The organism is Nocardia altamirensis NBRC 108246 (genome assembly GCF_001612685.1).
Classification (GTDB): Bacteria; Actinomycetota; Actinomycetes; order Mycobacteriales; family Mycobacteriaceae; genus Nocardia; species Nocardia altamirensis.
Map to the genome: position 1 here is coordinate 17,732 of NZ_BDAY01000103.1, position 22,827 is coordinate 40,558.

Sequence of the window (22,827 nt, forward strand, 5' to 3'; positions counted from 1 at the left end):
CCGGGGCACCTTCCGGTTTCTTTACGGTCCGATTCCGCCCGTGCGCCCCCTGGTTAAGCTGCCCCTATGCGTTTCGGTGTGCTCGGTCCGTTGACGGTCTGGACGGATACCGGCACCGTGGTGCCGATCCCGGGGACCAAAGTGCGCGCGCTGCTCGCGGATCTGCTGGTCGGCGCAGGTCAGCCGGTGTCGGGCGATCGGCTCATCGACGACATCTGGGCCGAGGATCCGCCAGGCAATCCGGCGGGCACCCTCGCGGCGAAGGCGTCGCAGCTGCGGCGGGCACTGGAAGACGCCGAACCCGGCGCCCGTGAGCTGGTCGTCTCACCGCCGCCCGGTTATCGGCTGGCGACCACCGAAGTGGACGCGGTGCGGTTCCGCGCGCTGGTCGCGACCGCCCGCGCGGCAACCGAAACGAAGGACCGAGTGCGCGCGCTCACCGATGCGCTGGAGCTGTGGCGCGGTCCCGCGTTCGCCGACTTCCGGGACGCCACGTTCGCGCAACCCGCCATCGCACAGCTCGAGGAACAACGCCTCGTCGCCGTGGAAGAACTTGCCGAGGCGCGTCTTTCGCTCGGCGAGTACCGGGAGGTGGCCGGCGATCTCGGCGGGTTCGTCGCGGAACATCCACTGCGCGAACGTCTTCGTGCCGCGCACCTGCGGTCCCTCTACGGCGCAGGCAGGCAGGCCGAAGCACTCGACAGCTACGAAGAGCTGCGCAGGCAGTTGGCCGACGAGCTCGGCCTCGATCCGAGTCCTGAGCTGGTCGCGCTGCATCGGTCGATCCTGGCCCAGGAGCTCGAGCTCGCCGCGCCGCGGCCGGAGACCGTCATCCGGCGGCGCAGCACCAACATTCCCGCGCAGCGCACCGCACTGATCGGCCGCGACGCCGATCTCGCCGAGATAGACCGTGCGGTCGAGGCAGCTCGGCTGGTGACATTGACCGGACCGGGCGGCGTCGGCAAGACCCGGCTCGCCCTTGCCGCGGCGACCGCGGTGGCAGACCGGTTTGCGCACGGCACCTGGCTTGTCGAACTCGCGCCCCTGCAACCGACCACCGCCGACGCGGCAACGTTCCTGGCGGACGCGGTATCTCAGGTGCTCGGCATCAACGCCACCGATGGCGCCGACCCCGCCGACCTGCTGTGCGAGGTGCTCGCCGACCAGGAACTCCTGCTGGTGCTCGACAACTGCGAGCACGTCATCGACCACGCGGCCGAACTGGCCGAACTGCTCCTCGGCGCCGCACCGAACCTGCACATCCTTGCCACCAGCCGCGAACAGTTGCGGCTGCCTGGCGAAGACATCGTCGCGGTGGAACCGCTCGCGATCCCCGCTCCCGACGCCGACCTCGCCGATCTCGAACACTCCAGTGCCGTGCAGCTTTTCGTCGCCCGGGCCCGCGCAAGCGCGCGCGATTTCGTCCTCGATGCCGGCACCGCCGACGCGGTGGCCACGCTGTGCCGCCGACTGGACGGCATCCCGCTCGCCCTCGAACTGGCCGCCACCCGCGTCCGCGCCCTCGGCGTGCACGACATGGTCGCCAGGCTGGACGACCGTTTTCGCCTGCTCGCCACCGGCCATCGCGGCGCGCCTCCGCGCCAGCAAACTCTCACCGCGATGATCGACTGGAGCTGGGGTCTGCTCGACGACACCGAGCAGGCCGTGCTGCGCCGCCTCGCGGTGCACGCGGGCGGCTGCACCCTGGAGGCCGCCGAAACCGTTTGTGCCACAGCCGGGCTCGGTGTCCAGTCCGGCGATGCCTGGGACCGCTCCGTCCCAAGGACGACGTCCGCCGCAAGTGGGAGCGATCAGTCTGGCGGACTGCCGGGCGGAGTCAACACTGCTGAAGGAGCTCTGACGGTCGGCGACAGCGGTGTGCGCCGACGCGACCTCGATCCCTCGACGATCGCCGATGTTGTTGCGCGGCTGGTGGATCGGTCGCTGGTACAGGCTGTGGGGCGGCGGTATCGACTGCTGGAGTCGGTGGTGGCGTTCTGTCTTGACCGGCTCGCCGAGTCCGGGGAGTTCGACGGGGTACATCGGGCACACCACTGGTACTACTTGGCGCTGGCGGAGCGCGCCGCGCCGGAGCTGCATGGCGCGGATCAGCAGCGCTGGCTGCGCAGGCTCGATGCCGAGGACGCGAATCTGCGTGCGGCACTGGATGGGTTCGTGCGCGCCGGGAACGGCGATGCGGCACTTCGACTCGTGCGTGCGCTCGCCTGGTACTGGCTGCTGCGCGGACGGTTGACCGAGGCGCGACGCTGGTTCGATGCCGCGCTGGCGCTCGACGGTGCGGCGCAGCACCGGGTGCCCGCCCTGGCCTGGCGAACCGGATTCGCCTTCCGGCAAGGCGAATTCGCCGACGGCGCGGCCAGACGCGCCGAGGTCCTCGCGGCGTACGAGACCGTCGACGATCCGGCGGGCCGCGCCCGCGCCCAGGTGTTCCTCGCGTTCTCCGCGCTCGAATCCGGTGACATCGCCGAATTGACGGCGCTGCTGCACCAAGCACTTCCGGCCTGCGAACAGCTGGGCGACCGCTGGGGTGTCGCGCTGGGCAACGTCGCCCTGGCGCAGGCCGCGCACAGTCGGGTGGATCTGGCCGCGCTGGAAGCACACGCCCGCACCGCGGCCCGGCTGTTCGCCGAGCTCGACGATCGCTGGGGCAGGCTGCAGGCGGCCGAATGGCTCGGCGGGCTTGCCGAATTGACCGGCGATCTGTCCGGCGCCACCGACATCCATGCCGAGGCACTGGGTTTGGCACAGGAGCTGGAACTCTGGGGCCAGGTCTGCACCCACCTGTGCTGGCTCGGCTGGATCGCCATGCAGCACACCGAATACGACCGCGCCGAAGCTCTCGGCGAACAAGCCGTGCAGGTCGCCACCGAGCACGGCTATCAGCCCGGCCGACTCTTCGCCACCATCGTGTTGGCGTTCGCCGCCCGCCGCAACGGCAAACCGGATGTCGCCGAACGCATCCTGCTCGACCTGCTCGCGATAGCACCGGCCGACGGCGAAGAGACCCCGCTCTTCCTCCCGATGATCCAGGTCGAACTCGGCTACCTGCACGAGCACCGCGACGAACCCGTCGCCGCCTTGGCCATGCACCTCGCCGCCCTCGATGGGGCCCTGCGGATCGAAGCCCCGCGCGACACCGCCTTCGCCCTGGCCGGCCTCGCCGCGGCAGCTGTCGGCCTCGGCGAATTCGACATCGCCGCACAACTTCTCGGTAGCGCGCAAGCGGTCCGCGAAGCCAACGGCATGCCCCTGCTCCCCGCCGAACGTCCGGACATCGACCGCCCCACCGACGCGGTCCGCAATGCCCTCGGCGAACCTGCCTTCACCACGGCCCACACCGCCGGAACCGCTCTCTCCCCCACCGAGGCCCGCGCACTGGTGCTAACACTCACACCCACACAACCCCCGCCTGACCTCACACACTGCGACCCCCGCGCTGGCACTGGCCGCACCTCTTCCCGGAATCCGCAGCTTTGATCTCGAGGCGCTCGAAAAGCGGACCAGCGCACCGATGCGACACAAATGGTCAACACGCCGACCGGTGGGTGTCGGGAATGTCGGTTTGAACCGATCGGGTGCGCTGCCCCGTTGACAATGCGAAGAGCGGTACCGGTGCGCAGCCCTCGCGCCGGGGACCGTGTCGGCCGGTGCAGAGTTCGGCCGTACCTCGAGGAGATCCTATGAAACGTCTCGGGCCGTGGCTCACCCTGGCGGCGGTGGCCGTGCTCGGCCTTGTCCTGCTTGTCGTCAATATGTCCAAAGAGACCGAACCGTCGACGGCCGAACCGAACACGACGGTGACGTCGAGCGCCACCGTCGCCGCACCGGCACCGCCGACTACGAGCGCACCAGCACCAGCGCAGTTCCCGCCGAAGGCGGACTATATCGGCAACATTCCGCTACCGGCGGGCGCACCGATCACACTGTCGATCACCGTCGAGAACGGCAAGGCGATCGCCTACGCCTGCGACGGCAAGGCGGTCGAATCCTGGCTGCAGGGCAGCGCAACCAACGGTGGGCTCCAGCTGAACGGCAAGAACGACGCCAAGCTCGACGGCCGTTTCGACGGCAAGACGGTGACCGGAACGCTGTCGCTCGGCGCCAAGAAGTGGGACTTCAGCACCGCGCCTGTGCAACCGCCCGCCGGACTCTACGTCTACACCGAGGCGGGCGTGCGACAGAGCTGGATCGTCGACGGCGCCGGTGCTGTCACCGGCGTCCAGCGCGGCGCCGACGGCACGACCTCGCCAGCCCAAGGCCTCGCCCCCGACGCGACGGCAATCATCAACGGCAAGAAGATAACTGCGAACAAGGTAAGTGGTGGTGACAGTGTCGGCTGAGCGAGAGACGGAGCCCATCGAGCGGCCGCAGCCGAGCACCGCGGCGATCGCCGCCATCGCCATCCCGGTGCTCGTCGGCGCCGCGGTCTCGGTGCTGCTCGGCGTCTACGCCAAAACCCATGACCCCTCGGCCTTTTCGGTGAACATCGCGGGGTTCTCCGGCCCGCAGGCGGTCAAGGCCTGGCTGGGCACCGTCGCCTTCGTCTTCGCGCTGTTCCAGTTCGTCTCGGCGCTGGCGATGTACGGCAAGCTGCCCGGCATCTCCGCGCCGTCTTGGATCGGCACCGCGCATGTCTGGTCGGGCAGGCTCGCCGTGCTCGCCAGCGTCCCGGTCGCGGTGCACTGCCTGTACGCCTTGGGTTTTCAGCAGTACGACAACCGGGTGCTCGCACATTCGCTGCTCGGCTGCTTCTTCTACGGCGCGTTCGTCGCCAAGATGCTGCTGCTCACCCGGAAAGGCTTGCCCGGCTGGGTGATCCCGGTCGCGGGCGGCTTGGTCCTGACCGGGCTGACCGGCCTCTGGCTCACCTCATCGCTCTGGTTCTTCCAGAACAACGGCCTCACCTTCTGATCGGAGATCGACCACATGACCACCGACCCTTCGGCTTTCCGCCGCCGCACCGTAGTCGCGGCGGGCGCAGGCGCCGTCGTCGCGGCGACGGCGCTGACCGCGTGCACCACCTACGGCAAGGAAAGCGCCACTCCCGCACCGAATCCCCCGGCCGACAACAAGGCGGCCGACGGCAAGACACCGGCTGCGGACGCGGCGCAGGCGATCGCCAAGACCGCCGACATCCCGGTCGGCGGCGGCGTGATCGTCGGCGACACGGTGGTGACGCAGCCGAATGCCGGCACGTTCGTCGGCTTGTCCTCGACCTGCACGCATGCGGGGTGCAAGGTGACCAGCGTGTCCGGCGGCACGATCAACTGTCCGTGTCACGGCAGCAAGTTCGCGCTGGACGGCACGGTGGCCGGCGGACCGGCGCCCAAGCCGCTGGCCGCGAAAACCGTTCGGGTTGTCGGCGATTCGGTGGTGCCAGGCTGAGGTACTAGCCGAACAGCTCGCGCATCCGCCGGTCCATCTCCTCCGGTGCGACATCTTCGATGTGGGTGGCCACCGTCCAGCGGTGTCCCCACGGATCCTCGAAAGAACCACTGCGATCACCGTAGAACTGGTCGGTCATCGGGGTCAGTTCCCTGGCGCCCGCGCCGAGCGCTGCGGCGAAGGCGGCGTCCGCATCCTCGACGTACACGTGCAGGTTGACCGGCGTCCCGCCGACCTGCTTGGGATCGAGGAAGTCCATCTCCTGCGACGGATCACCGACCATGATCAGCGAGTTGCCGAACATCAGCTCGCTGTGCGCGACCTTGCCGTCCGGTCCCGGCATGCGCATCCGCTCCGACGCGCCGAAAACATGCTTGTAGAAATCGATCGCGGCGGCGGCGCCGTCGATCGCCAGACCCGGCGACACGACCGGGTAGCCGTCGGGGATCGGCTTGACATCAGACATGAGAAACCTCCGGTGAGGCGATGTGTCGGACGGTGTCGAGCCTATGCCCGCAAGGCCATGATCAGGGCTGATCCTCTCGAATCAAGGCCCGGAGACACCTTGCAGTCTGCGCACCTGTGCGGCGGCGAGCTCGTTGAGCACCTGGATGTCCACCGACTCCGGCGCGGTCACCGCCACCTGGGTCAGGGTGCTGCCGACCTGCACGATCGCGACCGAGGACTGCAGCGTGAGTCCCTCACTGGTGGTGCGGACCTGGAAGGCGGCGGCCGCGTCGCCGACCGCGGGCGCGGCAAGGCCACCGACGCGGTAGTCGATCTTGATATCGGTCGCGTCGGTGCCCGAATAGTGCGCACAGCCGCGCACTCTCGCCTGCAGCTCCGAAAACGCAGGCGCCACTGCGTCATTCGGATAGCTCGCGGCGTCGATGTCGATGCTGGAGAAGTTCGGGCCGGTGTATTGCACGGACGCCTTGGCCAGCGACCCGGGCCGCTGCGCACCGAGCGGAGTCAGCACCTTCGCGCATTCGGCCGGGTCGGTCGGCGCCGCCTGCGCCGTCGCAGGCGGGTCGACACGCGCGGGCAACGCGGTGAAATCGGGCGGCAGATTCGTGCTCGTCAGCAATCGGTCCTGCAACCGATCGGCGTCCGTGATCGGCGGCACGGTCACCGGCTTGGCCGCGGTGGCCGGACCGAAGGGCGGCAGCTCGGGCGCGGCAGGCGCAGGCGATTCCGCGGACCCACAGGCGGCGAGAAGCACCGTGGTGGCCGCCGCGAGCATCAGGCCGCAGCTGCGGGTCACTCCGTCCACGAGACCTGCGTGTCGATCGTCTGCTGCAGCATGCTCGAGCTGCGCGGATCGCGATAAGCCTGGTGGCCGCCGACGGTGATGGACCCCGCGACCGGCAGCGGCAAGCCGAGATCGACCGTGATGGTGCCGTTGCCCTGCATGACGTAGTCCTGGATGTCGAGCCAGCCCGCGTTGTTCGGCAGATTCCACACCGCGGACTTCGGCTTCTGGATGACGTCCAATTCGATGGTGAGCCGGTCGCCGTCGCGTTTGGTCAGCGTCGCGGTGGTCACCTGGTCGAGGACGACCCCGCCGCTGACCTCCTGTTGCACCGTCCAGACCGCGCCCTCACCGACCGGAAGATCGGGAAACGCAATCGAGCGGTAAACCGCTTGATAGAAGGCCTGCTCCAGCGCGGCACGGGCCGGGTTGGAGGTTTCCGGCGCAGGCTCGAGCCTCAGCGCGGTGATGGTGCCGAGGTCGCTCAGGTCGAAACCGGCATGTGACCCGCTGGTCTTGGTGAGCGCCTTGGCCAGCCGCGGGTCCGGCGAGGTGACGGTGCCCAGCGTGAGATCGATGCCGTCGGCGTCGGTCTTCGCGGTCATCGGGATCGTCAGATCCGGCGTCGAGAAGTCGCGGGCCGACTGGTCGTTGATCTGCTGCTCGATGTGGTGCGAGGTATGCAGTGTCACCCGCTGCACGGTGCCCGCGGGATATTCCGGCCGCAGCAACGAGCGCGGCTCGGCGCCCGGCGACACGATCGTGGTGACCACCGCCGGGATCGGCACGGTCACCTCTTTGCTGCCGAGCGGCTCGGTGCTGTCGGTCTCCATCCGCGACTCGGTGCCGTCGCTGCAGCCGGTACCGAACGCGGTCAGGCCGACCGCAAGCACTATGAGCAGCACACCCGAGCGAGCTTTCCGGGGGATGTGGGGGGAAGACAACACCGTCACGAGGAACACGATACGACCGCTTCCTGAGTGTCAGCTGGGACATGCGCAGGACATGCGACGACTTTCTGAGCGGACCGCCGCACAGGTACCACTGCCCCTCGAGAGATGATGGTGCGTGTGAGTGACGACCGGCCGCCCGAGGAGAACCCCACGAACACCGTCGAGGGGGCGACATCGGCGAATCCGCCGCAGACTTCACCTACGCCAGAACCCGCCGCTCCACAGCGGCTGCGCACGCTGCTCCTCATCGCCGGCGTTCTGCTCGGCCTCGATCTGCTCACGAAATGTCTCGTCGTTGCCAACCTGACGCCGGGCGAGCCGGTCTCGATCATCGGCGACTTCGCCAGGCTCAGCCTCGTCCGTAACCCGGGTGCCGCGTTCTCGATGGCGACCGGCATGACCTGGCTGCTGACCTTGGTCGCGACGGCCGTGGTGATCGGCGTCGTGCGCATCGGGCGCACGCTGCGGTCGCTGTGGTGGGCGATCGGACTCGGCATGGTGCTCGGCGGCGCGCTCGGCAATCTGGTGGATCGGCTGTTCCGTTCGCCAGGCCCGCTGCAGGGACATGTCGTCGACTTCCTCGCGATCGGCTGGTGGCCGGTGTTCAACGTGGCGGATTCCTCGATCGTCTGCGGCGCGGTCCTGCTCGTCGTGCTGACCGTGTTCGGCTTCGAGCCGAACGGCACCCGCACCGGACGCAACGACGCCGACCGCGAAACCGAGAGCGGCAAGGCCGAATCCGCCACCGAAGGGAATACCGCATGAGGGAAACACGCACCATGCCGGTACCCGACGGACTCGACGGCATGCGAGTCGATGCCGGGCTGTCGCGGCTGCTCGGGCTGTCGCGCACCGCCGTCGCCGCGCTCGCCGAGGAAGGCAGCGTGCAGCTCGACGGGATCGCGGCGGGCAAATCCGATCGGCTCGCCGCAGGCGCCTGGCTCGAGGTGATGTTCCCGGAACCCAAGCGGGAGTTGACCATCGAGGCCGCACCCGTGGAGGGCATGCGCATCCTCTACGCCGACGACGACATCGTCGCGGTGGACAAGCCGGTAGGCGTCGCGGCGCACACCGGTGTCGGCTGGACCGGGCCCACCGTGATCGGCGGCCTCGCCGCGGCGGGCTACCGCATCTCCACCTCCGGCGCGCACGAGCGGCAGGGCATCGTGCACCGGCTCGATGTCGGCACCTCGGGGGTGATGGTGGTCGCGCAGTCCGAGCACGCGTACACGGTGCTCAAGCGCGCGTTCAAACAGCGCACCATCGACAAGCGGTATCACGCACTGGTGCAAGGCCATCCGGATCCGAGCAGCGGCACCATCGACGCGCCGATCGGGCGGGCGCGCGGCAACGACTGGAAGTTCGCGGTCACCGCCGATGGGCGCCCCAGCATCACGCATTACGACACGGTCGAGGCGTTCCAGGCCGCGAGCCTGCTCGACATCCACCTGGAAACCGGTCGGACACACCAGATCCGGGTGCATTTCTCCGCGATCCGGCATCCATGCTGCGGCGACCTGACCTACGGCGCCGACCCCCGCCTTGCCGAGCGGCTCGGGCTGGAACGGCAATGGCTGCATGCCCGTTCGCTCGGCTTCAACCATCCCGCCGACGGCCGCTACCTGGAGATCACCAGCGAGTACCCCGACGATCTGAAGCACGCGCTGGACGTCCTGCGCAATGCCTGACCGGCGGGCGGTGCCGTGGGGACGCCTCGCCGTCGCGGCGGCGGCCGTCGGTCTCGTGGTGTTCATCGTGCTGCTCGGCGTGCTGAACCCGCCGCGCACGGCGGGTGTTTTCACCGATCGGCTCGGGCCGGAGCAGGGCGACGAGGTCGCGGATTACCTGGCGCGCGCGAAGGATTCGCTGAACGGCGCCGACGATGCCGACCACTGGGCACTGGTGTCGTTCACCGAACCCTTGGTGCCCGAACAACTTCCGCCCAACAGCGGTGGCATGCGGATCGCGCAGGTGCTCTATCACGTTGCGGTGCCGCGGGTGCAGACTCCGTTGGTCGCCGTGCCTGTCCCCGCGGGCGACGCCGCGGCAATCAGCTCCGCCGAGTCGGCTGCTTGGCTGCTCCCCCGCCCGACCGCCGACGAGCGCTCCGCCCGCATCGTCGCGCTCTCGGCCGCGCGCCTGCGCTCCGGCTGCGCCTGCGCGGTCGGCCTTGTCGTCCGCGGCCCCCTGGACGGACTTCGAAACCTTGCCTCCCGCAACGGCATCCGCGCCGTCCAGGCGCTGCCCGCGGACGCGGTCGCCGGGCGATTCGCAGTGACCCCGCTCCTGCCGAACCAAATGAACAAAATTCTGCCCGAACCCGACGATGGTGCCGTACCAGACGAGTAGGCCCGAATACCCTTCGGCGCGGGTGGAGTTGCGCACACTGCCGGACACACATACGGTTCTCGCCAGTCCGTCCCCAGTGTTGTGGAGTGTGTGTGTTCGTCTTACTTGGCGTTGCCCTGGTTGTGGTGGGGTTTGCGCTTCGGCTCAACCCGATGCTCGTCGTCGTGGTCTCAGGGGTGGCAACGGCGCTGCTCGGCGGGCTGACGCCGAAGGAAATTCTGGACAGTATCGGCAACGGCTTCGCGGGTAGCCGGTCGGTGACCATCTGGGTCGTCACGCTGCCGGTGATCGGCCTGCTCGATCGATACGGCTTGCAGCAGCGGGCCGGTCGCCTCATCGGCAGGTTGCGCGTGCTGACCACCGGACGCTTGCTCGCGGGCTACCTGCTGGTCAGGCAGGGCACCGCCGCCCTCGGGCTGACCGGCATCTTCGGCCATCCGCACACGGTGCGCCCGCTGATCGGACCGATGGCCATCGGCGCGGCCCAACAGCGCTACGGCGACCTGACCGACCCGGAGATCGAGAAGATCAAGGCGTTCTCGGCAAGCTCGGACAATGTCGGCCTGTTCTTCGGCGAGGACATCTTCATCGCGGTGGGCAGCGTGCTGCTGATCACCGGCTACGTCAACACCTCTTATGGGCTGCAGCTCGATCCGCTGGAGCTGGCGCGGTGGGCGGTGCCGACAGCCATCTGCGCCTACGTGATCCACGCCGGGCGCCTGCTGTGGTTGGACCGGTGGCTGGTCCGCCAGTCCACGGCGGTCAAGGCGGTGGCGCGATGATCAACGCCGAATGGCTGTACTGGGGACTCGGGCTGTTCTTCATCGTGGTCGCCGTCTTCGCCGCACAGCAGCAAGACAATCCGCGCCGCACGGGCGCCGCCGCATTCTGGGGTCTGCTCGGCATGGGCTTCTGTTACTCGACTTTCGTCGTCAACAAGGTCGCCCCCGCTTGGCCGCTAGGCCTCACCGTCGTGATCGTCGGACTACTCGGCGGCCTCGGCGCGCTCGGCACCGCGGCGATGGCGACCACCACCGTCGACGAACGCGAAACCGCCGCAACGAAGCTCGGCAATCGACTGTTCGTGCCCGCACTGCTGATCCCGATCGTCGCCCTGATCTTCGCGACCATGGTCGCCTCGGTGACGGTCGGTGGTAAAACCTTGCTCGCCAACGGAACACCGGCCCTGACCGGGCTCGGCGCAGGCGTTCTCGTCGCGCTCGTTGTCGCGATGGCGCTGCTGCGCCCGGCCGGACGCACCGGGCCAGGCGTCGCGTTACGCGAAGGCTCACGGCTCGCGCAGTCGATCGGCTGGGCACTGCTGCTTCCGCAGCTGATCGCCGTCCTCGGCCTCCTGTTCGACAAGGCCGGGGTCGGCAAGCAGGTCGGCCGGATCTTCACCGCGATCCTGCCGCACGACTCGCTGTTCGCGGCCGTCGCGCTGTACGGCGTCGGCATGGCCGTGTTCACCATCGTGATGGGCAATGCCTTCGCCGCGTTCCCCGTGATGACGGCGGCCATCGGCTGGCCGGTCCTGGTCAGCCAGTTCCACGGCAACGCGACGCTGATCCTTGCCGTCGGGATGCTCTGCGGTTTCTGCGGCACCCTCTGCACACCGATGGCCGCCAACTTCAACATCGTGCCCGCGGTGCTGCTGGAGATGAAGGACCGCTACGGCCCGATCAAGGCACAAATCCCGACCGCGATCGCCGTCCTCGGCTGCAATATCGCGATCATGTACCTGTGGGGGTTCTGATGCGCACCGTCTTGGTTACCGGGTTCGAACCGTTCGACGGCGCGACCGACAACCCGTCATGGGCGGCCGCCGCACTGCTGGAACAGCGACAACCGGTGGCGGACACCAGGATCGTGGCCGTCGAACTGCCGTGCGTCTTCGACACATCCCTGGCAGAGCTGCGTGCGGCGATCGCGGAGCACGAGCCCGAGCTGGTGATCTGCCTCGGGCTGGCCGGCGGCCGCACCGACATCACCCCCGAGCAGGTCGCGATCAATCTCGACGACGCCCGCATCCCGGACAACGCGGGCGGGCGACCGATCGACCGGCCGGTGGTGCCCGGCGGCCCCGCCGCCTATTTCGCCGGCTTGCCGCTCAAGGCGTCGATCGCGGCCATGACCGCCATCGGTGTCCCCGCCTCGATCTCCTACAGCGCGGGCACCTTCGTCTGCAATCACGTCTTCTACGGCCTGCGGCACTTCATCGCCACCGAATCACCGGGTCTACGAGGCGGATTCGTGCACCTTCCGCCGAATCTGCCGATACCGCGCCTCGCCGATGGCCTGTCGGAGTTGATCCGCACGTGCCTGGAGACCGACACCGATCTGAAGGTCCCCGCAGGCGCACTGCACTGACCGATCAGAACTGTCGCGCCGAGTCCTCAAAGCCGCGAGAGCCATTCGGCGATGTCGGCGACCACGGCCGGGTCGACATGCTGTGGCGCTTGGTAACTCGCCGGTGTGGAGATTCCGGAGCCGGGAAAGAACATGTGGTCGTCCGCGTCGTAGACGCGGAAGGTGACGTCGGGGCGCCCGGCCAGGCCGGTCTGCCAGCCGACGAGGTCGTCGGCAACGGTGACCTGATAGTCGCGGGCGCCCTGGAGGATCAGCATCGGCTTCGCCACGGCTGCCGCGGTCGAAACCGGTTGATACGTACGCAGATCCAGCCAGTAGCTCCCGGAAAGACCGAAGGGCAGTTCCTCGCGCGGGGTCGACGACGAAAGGTCATCGCTGTCGACCACGGCGGCCTGGCGCGTGATCGCCTCGACCGCGGCATCGATCTCCGGGCTCGGGTCGAGCGACGCGAGATAGCGGAACACCCGGACGGCGGCGTGGTGCATGGGCTGGGTGTCACCCGCCATGATGACCAGTCCCGCCACGGCCGGTTCGGCAGCGGCCACCCGCGGCGCCAGCTTGCCGCCCATGCTGTGGCCGAGGACGGCGACTCGCGCCGGATCGACCTCCGGGTGTTCCCTGAGCAGCCGGAGGGCCGAAACGGCATGGGGCACATACTCGTCGGCCATCGTGAAGTCGGGATGGTCGGCGACCTCCGGATGCGCATGCGTCACCTTGTCGAAGCGAAGCACCGCGATGCCGCGGGTGGCCAGGCCCCAGGCCAGGTCCTTGAATGATTTGTTCGGGCCGCTGGTTTCGTCACGGTCGAACGGGCCGCCGCCGCTGAGCAGGACGACGGCGGGCCACGGCCCCGGCCCGCGCGGCAGGCTCAGCGTCGCGCCGACCGCGAGGTCGTCCGAGCCGATGGTGACCTCGTGCTCCTCGAAGGTGCCTTGGTCGGCGTACCCGGGTGGCATCCACTCCGTGCTCATCGTTCTCATGTTTGAGAACGTTATCAGTTGTGAGATCGTAGAGCAATGGACACCTTGGAGCTGCTGGCCCACCCGGTGCGGTTGCGGATCGTGCACGCCATGCGCGGCGGACGGGTACTCACCACGGCGCAGCTGTGCGATCGACTGCCCGACACCTCGAAGGCCACCGTGTATCGGCACGTCGACTTGCTCGCTGCGGGTGGGGTGCTGGAAGTGGCCGAGGAGCAGCGGGTCCGCGGCGCGCTGGAGCGCCACTATCGACTCAGGCAGGATCGCGCGTCCATCGACGCCGAGACCGCAGCGGCGATGACCTCCGATGACCATCGGCGGGTATTCGCCACCGCCATGGCCACCATGATCGCCGAGTACAACGCCTACCTCGACCGCGACACCGCCGACCCGGCGCGCGACCTGGTCGGCTACCGCCAGCACGCGATCTGGCTCAGCGACAGCGAGATTCAGAAGCTGATCGAGGGTATGCGCGCGGCGATCCTCCCCGCGCTCGGCAACGAGGAGACCCCGGACCGCACCCGATACCTGCTGAGCCCCATCATGTTCCCGCTCGAGGACCGCAGCTCCGACGAGCCTTCCCGATGACCCACCGAGCACCGTGCCGCCAGTGGGCAGGAAGCCTCGACGCCGCGACAGCCGGACAGGCCTGCCGGGCGGTCAACCCGCCGGAGTGACCAGCCCAGCCTGGTAAGCGGCAATGACGAGCTGAACCCGGTCGCGGGCAAGAAGTTTCGCGAGGATGCGGCTGACGTGGGTCTTCACCGTGAGCGGGCTGACGACGAGGGTTTCGGCGATCTCGGCGTTGGTCATGCCGCGGGCGATCAGGACGAGCACGTCGAGCTCGCGGTCGGTGAGGACATCGAGATCGCGCCGGGGTGCCGGGTCAGGGGTCGCGCGAACGCGGGCGATGACGGCCGCGGTCGCGCTGGGCGAGAGCAGCGCCTCGCCTGCGGCAATCGTGCGGATGGCGTCGAGGAGCGCGGCCGGTTTGGTGTCCTTGATGAGGAATCCGCTTGCGCCGGCGCGTAATGCCGCGAGCACGTTGTCGTCGGTGTCGTAGGTGGTGAGCACCAGAACGCGGACCCCGGCCAGATTCTCGTCGGCGGCGATGGCCGCGGTTGCGCCGATGCCGTCGAGGTCGGGCATCCGGATGTCCATGACGACGACGTCGGCGCGTGCGGAGCGCGCCATCGACACGGCGGCCAGACCGGTGGCCGCCTCGCCGACGACCTCCATATCCGGCGCCGAAGCGACGAGCAGCGCGAAGGCGCCGCGGACCAGAGCCTGGTCGTCGGCGAGCAATACCCGGATCATGAACCGGCACCGGCGAACTCGGTGCCGCGCCGCGCCGCGGCGAGCGGTCGACCGGTGACCGGCAGCTCGGCGGTGACCGTGAACCCGGTGTCGGTGCCGCCGGTCCGCGCCCGGCCGCCGATGGCCGACGCCCGCTCGATCATCCCGGTGATGCCGAATCCCGTAGTCGCGCCGCCGGTTCCGCGGCCGTTGTCGGCGACCCGGACGATCAGGCGGTCGGTGAGATAGTCGAGCTCGACCCGCACCTCGGTCGCGCCGGAATGCTTCACCACATTGGTGAGCGCTTCCTGCACAATGCGATACCCCACCATCTCGACGGTCGGCGCCAGCGCGCGCACCTGCCCGGTACTGGCCAGCGTCACCGCGATGCCCGCGGCCTCGACAGGCTCGGCCAGTGCGGGAATCCGCGCGAGACTCGGCGGCGGCGCGTGCGGTTCGGCCACCCGCGAGCGCAGCACGTCGACGGTGGCGGCGAGCTCGGCCCTGGCGTCGACGCAGGCGTCCGCGATCGTGTCCAGCGCGCCGAGCACCGTCGCGGGCTCGGCCTTACCTTCGGTGAGCAGATGTGCGGCGACACCGGCTTGGATCTGGATGACAGTGATGGTGTGGGCAAGCAGGTCGTGCATGTCGCGCGCGATACGCAGGCGTTCCTCGGTCACCTGGCGGCTGGCCTCCTCGTCGCGGAAGCGTTCCGCGCGGTCGGCGCGGTCGACCACCGCCGCGAGATACGCCTCCTGCAGATGGGTCGCCTCACCGGCGACGCAGGCCACCAGGATCCAGCCGATCGCGCCGAAGCCCTGGAGCCACACGTTCTCCCAGGACTGGGAGAAGATCGCGATCCCCCCGACCACCAGCGGCGCGATCAGCAGCACCACCAGCACGGTGCGCCGCCTGTTGCCGTAGCGGGCGGCGGCGAACAGCGCGACCATCGTCGCGGGAATCAACGCTTTGTGCGGGTAGTCGCTCGCGTGATAGGCGGCCGCGATCACGGTATGCGCGACGAGCACCGGCATCGCGGCGATCCTGGCGACCGCCAACGGCAGGATCGCGGCAACCATCAACAAGGCGCCGAGCGGATCGAGCGCCCTTTGCTCCGGACCCAGTAGCGCCCAGCCGAATCCGATGAGCAGGACGGCAGCGGTCAACGCGCCGTCGCTCCGCCACTGTCTGTCCATTCCAGTCATTGTGCGCGCCATCGCCACACCCCGGGTACTTCGCGCGGAGTACCCGGGACTGTCCGCCAGGGGCGGACGCTTTCCCCGCGCGAGCACGCGACGCTGCACTCGACAACCCAACCGAGGGAGAACTGATGGGGATGCGAACACGTGCGCTGATCGTGCTCGGGCTGTGGGTGGCCGCGCTGGTTGCGCTGGCACCGCTGGCCGGGCGGTTCGACGGGGTGAAGACCGATCGCGCGACCGACTACCTACCGGCGTCGGCGCAGTCGACGGCGGCGGCCGAACTGGAATCGACACTGCCCGGCGGTACCACGAACCTGTTCGTGCTGGCCTACTTCCGGGCAGCAGGCCTCACCGCCGAGGATCGCGCCGCTGCGGCACAGCACTATTCGACCGTGCGCGCCGAGTACGCGCCCGGCACCGAGCAGGCGCAAGACCAACCGGCTGTTGCCCGCGACAACACCGCGTTGCTGTACACGCTGACGGTGGACGAAAGCCGCGGCGAGAGCTCGAAATACATCAAGGACCTGCGCGCCGCGGTCGCGAATCACCCAGCGGGGCTGAGCGTTCAGGTCACCGGACCCGCCGCGTTGCAGGCCGATTTCGACAGCACCTTCGACGGCGTCGACACCAGGTTGCTTCTGGTGACGGTGCTTGTTGTCGCGGTGATCCTGCTGCTCACCTACCGCAGTCCGCTGCTGTGGCTGGTGCCGCTGATCTCGGTCGCGATGGCGAATGTGGCCGCGATGGCGGCGGTGTACGGCCTCGCGACGCTGTTCGACCTCACCGTCAGCGAGGAAAGCGCCGCGGTACTCACCATTCTCGTCTTCGGCGTCGGCACCGACTACGCCATGCTGATCGTGGCGCGCTACCGCGAAGAGCTGCGCAAGCACGCCGAACCGGGGGCGGCCATGGGCGCGGCGCTGCGGCAGGCGGCACCCGCGATCGTCGCCTCCGCGGCGACCGTGACCGCCGGCTTGCTGTGTCTGCTCGTCGCCGACATGAACAGCACAGCGGGCCTCGGGCCGGTCGGCGCGGCGGGCATCCTCTGCACGCTCGCGGTCATGCTGACCGTCTTTCCCGCGCTGCTGGTGCTGTGCGGGCGGTGGGTCTTCTGGCCGCGGATTCCGCGGGTGCACGCGACGGAAGTGCCGCAGTCCGTTGGCCTGTGGGATCGCGTCGGCACGAGCATCGCGGGCCGCCCCGCCGTCGCGGCGGCCTGCGCGACCGGTGTGCTCGCCGTGCTCGCGCTCGGGCTGCTCGGCAACACCGGGCCGCTCGCCCAAGTCGACCGGTTCATCACCACGCCGGAATCGGTTGCCGGGCAGCAACGTATCGTCGAGCACTTCCCCGAGCGCGGCGGACTACCGCTGACGGTGCTGGCGCGCAGCGAGTTCCGCGCCGACGCGCTGCGGGTGGTCCGCGCCGACCCCGGCATCGGGTTCGCCGAAGAGGGCAGAGTCGGGCCGGAGTACACCGAGATCTCGGCGATCCCCAGGGATGTGCCGGACTCGCCCGGCGAGTACGCCACCATCGAACGACTGCGCGGCGCACTGTCGACCGTCGGCACCGGCACGGTGGTCGGCGGGCCGAGTGCCGCGAACCTCGACACCGACCGTGCCGCCACCCACGACCAGCGGCTGGTGCTGCCGTTGGTGCTGCTCGTGGTGACGGTGGTGCTCGGCCTGCTGCTCCGGTCGATCGTCGCACCGATCGGACTGGTGCTGACCGTGCTGCTCTCGTTCGGATCGGCGCTCGGGGCAAGCGTTTTCGTGTTCGAGCACCTGTTCGGGTTCCACGGGCTCGACTCGACGGTGATCGTGATGTCGTTCCTGTTCCTCGTCGCACTCGGCGTCGACTACAACATCTTCCTGATGAGCCGGGCCCGGGAGGAGGCCCTGCGGCACGGAACCAGACTCGGCATGCTGCGCAGCCTCTCGGTGACCGGCGGGGTGATCACCTCGGCGGGCGTGGTGCTGGCCGCGACCTTCGCGGTGCTCATGACGCTGCCCCTGGTCGCGCTGGCGCAGGTCGGTTTCACGGTGGCGTTCGGCGTGCTGCTCGACACCATGCTGGTGCGCTCGGTGCTGGTGCCCGCGCTGACCATGCTGGCGGGCGACCGCGTCTGGTGGCCGTCGAAAATGGCACTCCGCCGGGATGATTCAACCCCGAGCCATCCCGGCGGAGATCTGGATCCACTACCGCGCGTCGATACGTCCGTCGCGCCTTAGGCGCGAAGCAGGCGGAGTGGGTGCACACAGCGGGCCGCGCCTCGATGGGGCGCGGCCCGATCAATCAGGGAGTTGGACAACACCATCCAGGTAGCGCCTGCACCGGCCGACGAGCAGCACCCGATCGCCGGCGAGTTCGCACCGCATCGCGCCGCCGCGCCGAGAGAGCTGGCGGGCGGTGAGCTCGGTCCTGCCGAACTCATCGGCCCACAGCGGAACCAGTTGGGCGTGTGCCGATCCGGTGACCGGATCCTCGGGGACACCGAGGCCCGGTGCGAAGAAGCGGGAGACGAAATCGGCGGACTCGCCGCGCGCGGTGACGATCACGCCGCGCGGCAACGGGGGGAAGGCGGTGAAAATCGGTGCCGCGGCCCGGACTTCCTGCTCGGTGGCCACGACGATGACCTCGTCGGTGCCGGTGAAGGCGCGCACCGGCTGCACGCCGAGCGCGGCGAGCAGCACGATGTCCGGCGTCGCCTCGGTCGAGGGCACGGCGGGCAGGTCGAGCACGAATTCGTCGTCGTCGGTGCGGTCGACGTGCAGCCAGCCGCTGCGGGTGAAGAAGCTGACCCGATCCGCGCCGGGGTGCATGTCCTCCAAAATCTGTGCGGCACTGGCCACCGTGGCGTGCCCGCACATGTCCACCTCGGCCAGCGGGGTGAACCAGCGCAGGTGGAACGCGGGCCATGCACCGGGAGGCGCACCGGCCTCTCTGGGTAATTCCGCAGTGTAGAAGGCGGTTTCGGCGAGGTTGTTCTCCTCGGCCAGGTGTTGCAGCAACGAATCCGGGAGCCATGACGGGAGCGGCATCACCGCGGCTGGGTTGCCCGAGAACGGTGCGTCGGCAAACGCGTCGATCTGGTGCAGCAGTACCTCCATAATCGGAGAAGGTACTCCAACACTGAATAATCGCCCCGCACAAGGGTTCTCGCGGCGCGCCGGGTCAGATGTCCAGTTAGTCGGATTCGCCCCGATTCGGGGTCGGGAACAGTTGCCCCTTGTCACCGAGCAACACCGCGCTGATCCACCATGCGACCTCGACCAGCACGATTCCGACGGCGCCACAAATGAATGCCGCCGTGGTGAGCCCGACATTGGACGGATCGAGTTTGAAGAATTCGCGGGTGAACGGGACCGTGAACAAGATCACGTACGCGCCCACCGATGTCGCGATGAGCACCACCTTCCACCACACGTACGGGCGAGCAACGATGGCAAGCACCCATACCGCGATCATGATCAACGTGATCAGCGCGGTGGTGCCCGCCTGTTCCTTCTGCTGCTGCGTCGCCTCCGGGCCCGCATAGGCGATCAGGTAGGCCACGAAGGTGGCGACACCGATCACCACACCCGACGGAATCGCCAAACGCATGACGCGCCGGACGAATCCGCTGCGGGCACGCTCGTTGTTAGGGGCCAGCGAGAGGACGAAAGCCGGGATGCCGATGGTGAACCAGGCGGCGATCGTGACATGCCGCGGCAGGAACGGATACCCGATCGGGTCGTAGCCGAAGATCTGCGACCCGACACCGGCGATACCGATCAGGAAGGCCAGCAACACCGAGTAGACGGTCTTCGTGAGGAACAGGTTCGAGACCCGCTCGATATTGCCGATCACCCTGCGGCCCTCGCCGACCACATACGGCAGGGTCGCGAACTTGTTGTCCAGCAGCACGATCTGGGCCACCGCGCGGGTCGCCGGGCTGCCAGCGCCCATCGCGACGCCGATATCGGCATCCTTCAGCGCGAGCACGTCGTTCACGCCGTCGCCGGTCATCGCGACGGTGTGGCCGCGCGACTGCAACGCGGCGACCATCGCGCGCTTCTGGTCGGGACGCACCCGGCCGAAGGTGGTCTCGCGGTCGAGCACGTCGGCGAGTTGCTCACGGTCGTCCGGCAATTCGCGCGCGTCGACCGCGTGCTCGCCGCCGGTGAGGTCGAGCGAGGACGCGACAGCGCCCACCGAGACCGCGTTGTCGCCGGAGATCACCTTGATCGAGACGTTCTGGCTGGCAAAGTATTCGAGGGTTTCCTTCGCATCCGGCCGGACCCGCTGCTCCAACACCACCAGCGCGGCAGGACGCACCGTGCCAGGCGCGTCCGCGGCGTCGACCGGACGATCGCTGCGGGCAAGCAACAGGATGCGCAGGCCCGAGGAGCCGAGTTGCTCTGCCACCCTTGCGTCCTCGGAGGACGGGTCGAGCAGCACATCGGGGGCGCCGAGCAGCCAGTCGCCGTGCTCGCCGTAGGAGCAGCCGCTCCACTTCTTCGCCGAGGAGAACGGTGCGACCGCCGTCTGCTGCCAGCCGGGACCGTCCGGCAGCGCCTCCGCGATCGCCTGCACGCTCGCGTTCGGGCGCGGATCGTCGGCCGCCAACGCCGCAAGCGCCTGCCGAACATCGTTGTCGGCGAAGGAATCCAACGTCGTGATATCGGAAAGGCGCATGCCGTTCTCGGTGAGCGTGCCCGTCTTGTCCGCGCACACCACGTCGACGCGCGCCAAACCCTCGATCGCGGGCAACTCCTGCACCAGGCACTTGCGCCTGCCGAGGCGAACCACGCCGACCGCGAACGCCACCGAGGTCATCAGCACCAGGCCCTCGGGCACCATCGGCACCAGCGCAGCGACCATGCCGGTCACCGCGGGCCGCCACGACTCCTTGCTGGAGACCAGCTGGTTGTAGATGCTCAGTGCGCCCGCCGGAATCAGCAGGTAGGTGATCACCTTCAAGATCGTGTCGATGCCGCTGCGCAGCTCCGACTTCACCAGGGTGAACTTGCTCGCCTCGTCGGCGAGCTTGGCCGCGTAAGCGTCCTTGCCGACCTTGGTTGCGCGGTACGCGCCGCTGCCGGAGACCACGTAGCTGCCCGACATCACCGGTGCGCCGACCTGCTTGTCGATCGGATCGGCCTCGCCGGTGAGCAGCGACTCGTCGATCTCGAGCAGCGCCGACTCCTCGACCTCGCCGTCGACCACGATCTGGTCGCCGGGACCGAGCTCGATCAGATCGTCGAGCACCACCTCGCGCGGGGCCAGCTCCACCGCCTTGCCGTCGCGGCGCACGGTCGGCTTGGCCTGGCTGACGATCGCCAGCTGGTCGAGGGTGCGCTTGGCGCGGATCTCCTGAATGATGCCGACCGCGCTGTTGGCGACGATCAGCAGGCCGAACATGCCGTCGATGATCGATCCGGTGGCAAGCACCAGAATGAACAGCACGCCGAGGATGGCGTTGATCCTGGTGAAGACGTTGGCGCGGATGATGTCGCGCACCGAGCGACTCGCCCGATCCGGTACATCATTGGTGAGCCCGTCGCGGCGACGTTGCTCGACCTCCGACGCCGAGAGTCCGGTAGCGCGCGATGCCTGCACGGTTGTCGACATGACCGCAAGGCTACGTGAGAAGTAGCGTCGCAAGCGTGCAGCGAAGCAGGTCTATCCCGGGTGTTGCGTTCGGTACCAGCGCCTTTTTTCTCTGGGGTTTGTTCCCCGCGTTCTTCGGGTTGCTGGCGTTCGCCAGCGCCGCCGAGGTGGTGGCGCAGCGGATCCTCTGGACGCTGGTTGTGGTGCTCGCGGTGCTTGCGGTGCGCGGGCGGATCAAGGAACTGCGCGGGATCAGCGCACGGATCTGGCGGCTCGCCGCGGTGGCGTCGGCCGCGATCGCGATCAACTGGGGTGTGTACGTGTACGGCGTCACCTCCGGGCACGTGGTGGAGTGCGCACTGGGGTACTTCATCAACCCGCTGGTCACCGTCGCGTTCGGGGTGGTGGTGTTCCGCGAGCGGTTGGCCGGTCCCCAGTGGGTCGCGCTCGGCCTCGGCGCCACCGCGGTCGTCGTACTCACCGTCGACTACGGCAGACCACCGGTCATCGCACTCGTGCTTGCCTGCTCATTCGCCACCTACGGCCTGGTGAAGAAGGTGATCCCGCTCGACGCGCTGCGCGGCATCGCCGCCGAGGGCATCGTCGCCGCACCTTTCGCGCTCGTGTTCGCGGTGGTGCTCGCGATCACGGGGCGCAGCGAATTCGCCTCCAGCGCAGGACATGCCGCCCTGATGATGGCCACCGGCCCGGTCACCCTTGTCCCGCTGCTGCTGTTCGCCGTTGCCGCCCAACGCGTCCCGCTGTCCACCATGGGCCTGCTCCAATACCTCACGCCCGCACTACAAATGGCCTGGGGCGTCGCCATAGCCCACGAACCCATGCCCCCGTCGCGCTGGGCAGGCTTCGCCCTCATCTGGGCCGCACTCGCCCTCTTCACCACCCACGCCCTCCTCCGCGCCCGCCGCAACGCCCGCACCGCCAAGACCACCGCCCCCTCCTGACCCGCGCCCCACGACCTGCCTTCCGCGCTACGCAGACTCCCAACCCGCCATTCACCGCAGCCACGTCCCACTCGGCGAGATGCGCTCTTACGAGTGGGACATGGTGGAGGCGACACGCCGCAAACGCCTCCACCATGTACCACTCACAAACCTCTACCCGTGCGAACGGGACATGGCTGCACCAACTCTCGCGCCAGAACCCCTCTGAGACGGCAAGCCCCGCATCGGCGTGAGAGAAGTGGTTGCCGGGCTTCGTTGGCGTGAGAGAAATGGTTGCTGAACCTGATTGGCGTGAGAGAAGGGGTTGCGACGCGCGTCGCGACACGCACCATTTCTCTCACGCCAACTTTCTCAAGATCACTTCCCGGAAGATCTTTGAACCAGACCACAGCCAAGTGACCCGGCTGGAACCAGAGAACCCATGACTGACTGCGGGGTACACCGAAATCCGCCCCTTGAACTGGGGAA

Annotated in this window: 21 protein-coding genes; 13 read left to right on the forward strand and 8 right to left on the reverse strand. The window is 68.6% G+C overall.

The features are described from left to right. The first annotated feature begins 66 nt into the window (after positions 1-66). The 4 genes from NA11_RS38795 (at position 67) to NA11_RS38810 (ending at position 5,406) form a co-directional block, all read left to right on the forward strand. Positions 67-3,498, forward strand: a complete 3,432-nt coding sequence (locus NA11_RS38795; protein WP_084655459.1) for an AfsR/SARP family transcriptional regulator — start codon at positions 67-69, stop codon at positions 3,496-3,498. 203 nt (positions 3,499-3,701) lie between these two features. Continuing rightward, positions 3,702-4,361, forward strand: coding sequence for a hypothetical protein (locus tag NA11_RS38800; protein WP_069167087.1), 660 nt, complete (start codon positions 3,702-3,704; stop codon positions 4,359-4,361). Beyond that, on the forward strand, positions 4,351-4,932 hold the full coding sequence (locus NA11_RS38805) for a DUF6529 family protein (protein WP_141718088.1): 582 nt from the start codon (positions 4,351-4,353) through the stop codon (positions 4,930-4,932). Before NA11_RS38800 ends, NA11_RS38805 begins: the two co-directional genes overlap by 11 nt. A 15-nt stretch (positions 4,933-4,947) precedes the next feature. Beyond that, positions 4,948-5,406 carry a QcrA and Rieske domain-containing protein gene (locus NA11_RS38810; RefSeq protein WP_069167088.1) on the forward strand — a complete coding sequence of 153 codons (459 nt, stop codon included), beginning with the start codon at positions 4,948-4,950 and terminating at the stop codon, positions 5,404-5,406. A gap of 4 nt (positions 5,407-5,410) precedes the next feature. On the opposite strand, the gene NA11_RS38815 is transcribed toward NA11_RS38810, so the two are convergent. The 3 genes from NA11_RS38815 to NA11_RS38825 form a co-directional block, all read right to left on the reverse strand. After that, entirely contained in the window at positions 5,411-5,872 is a 462-nt protein-coding gene (locus NA11_RS38815) for a VOC family protein (protein ID WP_069167089.1), read from the reverse strand. 81 nt (positions 5,873-5,953) lie between these two features. Then, positions 5,954-6,679, reverse strand: coding sequence for a hypothetical protein (locus NA11_RS38820; protein WP_245746523.1), 726 nt, complete (start codon positions 6,677-6,679; stop codon positions 5,954-5,956). Continuing rightward, entirely contained in the window at positions 6,667-7,605 is a 939-nt protein-coding gene (locus NA11_RS38825; protein WP_084655463.1) for a hypothetical protein, read from the reverse strand. The genes NA11_RS38820 and NA11_RS38825 overlap by 13 nt, the downstream gene beginning before the upstream one ends. Before the next feature lie 111 nt (positions 7,606-7,716). Here NA11_RS38825 and lspA point away from each other — a divergent pair, with 111 nt between their 5' ends. The 6 genes from lspA (at position 7,717) to pcp (ending at position 12,330) form a co-directional block, all read left to right on the forward strand. After that, positions 7,717-8,376, forward strand: a complete 660-nt coding sequence (gene lspA / locus NA11_RS38830; RefSeq protein WP_084655461.1) for a signal peptidase II — start codon at positions 7,717-7,719, stop codon at positions 8,374-8,376. Then, entirely contained in the window at positions 8,373-9,299 is a 927-nt protein-coding gene (locus NA11_RS38835) for an RluA family pseudouridine synthase (RefSeq protein ID WP_069167090.1), read from the forward strand. The genes lspA and NA11_RS38835 overlap by 4 nt, the downstream gene beginning before the upstream one ends. Beyond that, complete coding sequence (locus NA11_RS38840) at positions 9,292-9,960, forward strand: hypothetical protein (RefSeq protein ID WP_069167091.1); 669 nt, start codon at positions 9,292-9,294, stop codon at positions 9,958-9,960. Before NA11_RS38835 ends, NA11_RS38840 begins: the two co-directional genes overlap by 8 nt. Before the next feature lie 92 nt (positions 9,961-10,052). Beyond that, on the forward strand, positions 10,053-10,742 hold the full coding sequence (locus NA11_RS38845; RefSeq protein WP_069167106.1) for a DUF969 domain-containing protein: 690 nt from the start codon (positions 10,053-10,055) through the stop codon (positions 10,740-10,742). Beyond that, positions 10,739-11,716, forward strand: a complete 978-nt coding sequence (locus tag NA11_RS38850; protein WP_069167092.1) for a DUF979 domain-containing protein — start codon at positions 10,739-10,741, stop codon at positions 11,714-11,716. Before NA11_RS38845 ends, NA11_RS38850 begins: the two co-directional genes overlap by 4 nt. Then, on the forward strand, positions 11,716-12,330 hold the full coding sequence (gene pcp / locus NA11_RS38855) for a pyroglutamyl-peptidase I (RefSeq protein ID WP_069167093.1): 615 nt from the start codon (positions 11,716-11,718) through the stop codon (positions 12,328-12,330). Before NA11_RS38850 ends, pcp begins: the two co-directional genes overlap by 1 nt. 26 nt (positions 12,331-12,356) lie before the next feature. Here the strand turns inward: pcp and NA11_RS38860 are convergent, their stop codons facing one another. Further along, positions 12,357-13,301: an alpha/beta hydrolase family protein gene (locus NA11_RS38860; RefSeq protein WP_245746525.1), complete on the reverse strand. Its 945-nt coding sequence runs from the start codon at positions 13,299-13,301 to the stop codon at positions 12,357-12,359. A 45-nt stretch (positions 13,302-13,346) separates the two neighbouring features. On the opposite strand from NA11_RS38860, the gene NA11_RS38865 reads away from it, so the two are divergent. After that, positions 13,347-13,898, forward strand: coding sequence for a helix-turn-helix domain-containing protein (locus tag NA11_RS38865; protein ID WP_069167094.1), 552 nt, complete (start codon positions 13,347-13,349; stop codon positions 13,896-13,898). Between the two features lie 72 nt (positions 13,899-13,970). Here the strand turns inward: NA11_RS38865 and NA11_RS38870 are convergent, their stop codons facing one another. Together NA11_RS38870 and NA11_RS38875 are read right to left on the reverse strand one after the other, a co-directional pair. Further along, entirely contained in the window at positions 13,971-14,627 is a 657-nt protein-coding gene (locus NA11_RS38870) for a response regulator (protein ID WP_069167095.1), read from the reverse strand. Next, on the reverse strand, positions 14,624-15,802 hold the full coding sequence (locus NA11_RS38875) for a sensor histidine kinase (protein ID WP_167837825.1): 1,179 nt from the start codon (positions 15,800-15,802) through the stop codon (positions 14,624-14,626). Before NA11_RS38875 ends, NA11_RS38870 begins: the two co-directional genes overlap by 4 nt. Positions 15,803-15,936: 134 nt before the next feature. Here NA11_RS38875 and NA11_RS38880 point away from each other — a divergent pair, with 134 nt between their 5' ends. Further along, positions 15,937-18,036 (forward strand): MMPL family transporter, encoded by a 2,100-nt coding sequence (locus NA11_RS38880; protein WP_069167097.1) that lies wholly within the window; start codon positions 15,937-15,939, stop codon positions 18,034-18,036. A 60-nt stretch (positions 18,037-18,096) separates the two neighbouring features. On the opposite strand, the gene NA11_RS38885 is transcribed toward NA11_RS38880, so the two are convergent. After that, positions 18,097-18,915: a PhzF family phenazine biosynthesis protein gene (locus tag NA11_RS38885; RefSeq protein ID WP_069167098.1), complete on the reverse strand. Its 819-nt coding sequence runs from the start codon at positions 18,913-18,915 to the stop codon at positions 18,097-18,099. Between the two features lie 76 nt (positions 18,916-18,991). Next, complete coding sequence (locus tag NA11_RS38890) at positions 18,992-21,418, reverse strand: HAD-IC family P-type ATPase (protein WP_069167099.1); 2,427 nt, start codon at positions 21,416-21,418, stop codon at positions 18,992-18,994. Positions 21,419-21,453: 35 nt separating this feature from the next. On the opposite strand from NA11_RS38890, the gene rarD reads away from it, so the two are divergent. Then, the gene (rarD, locus tag NA11_RS38895) at positions 21,454-22,359 is read left to right on the forward strand and encodes an EamA family transporter RarD (protein WP_069167100.1); all 906 of its coding nucleotides are present in this window, start codon (positions 21,454-21,456) and stop codon (positions 22,357-22,359) included. The last annotated feature ends 468 nt before the right edge of the window (positions 22,360-22,827 follow it).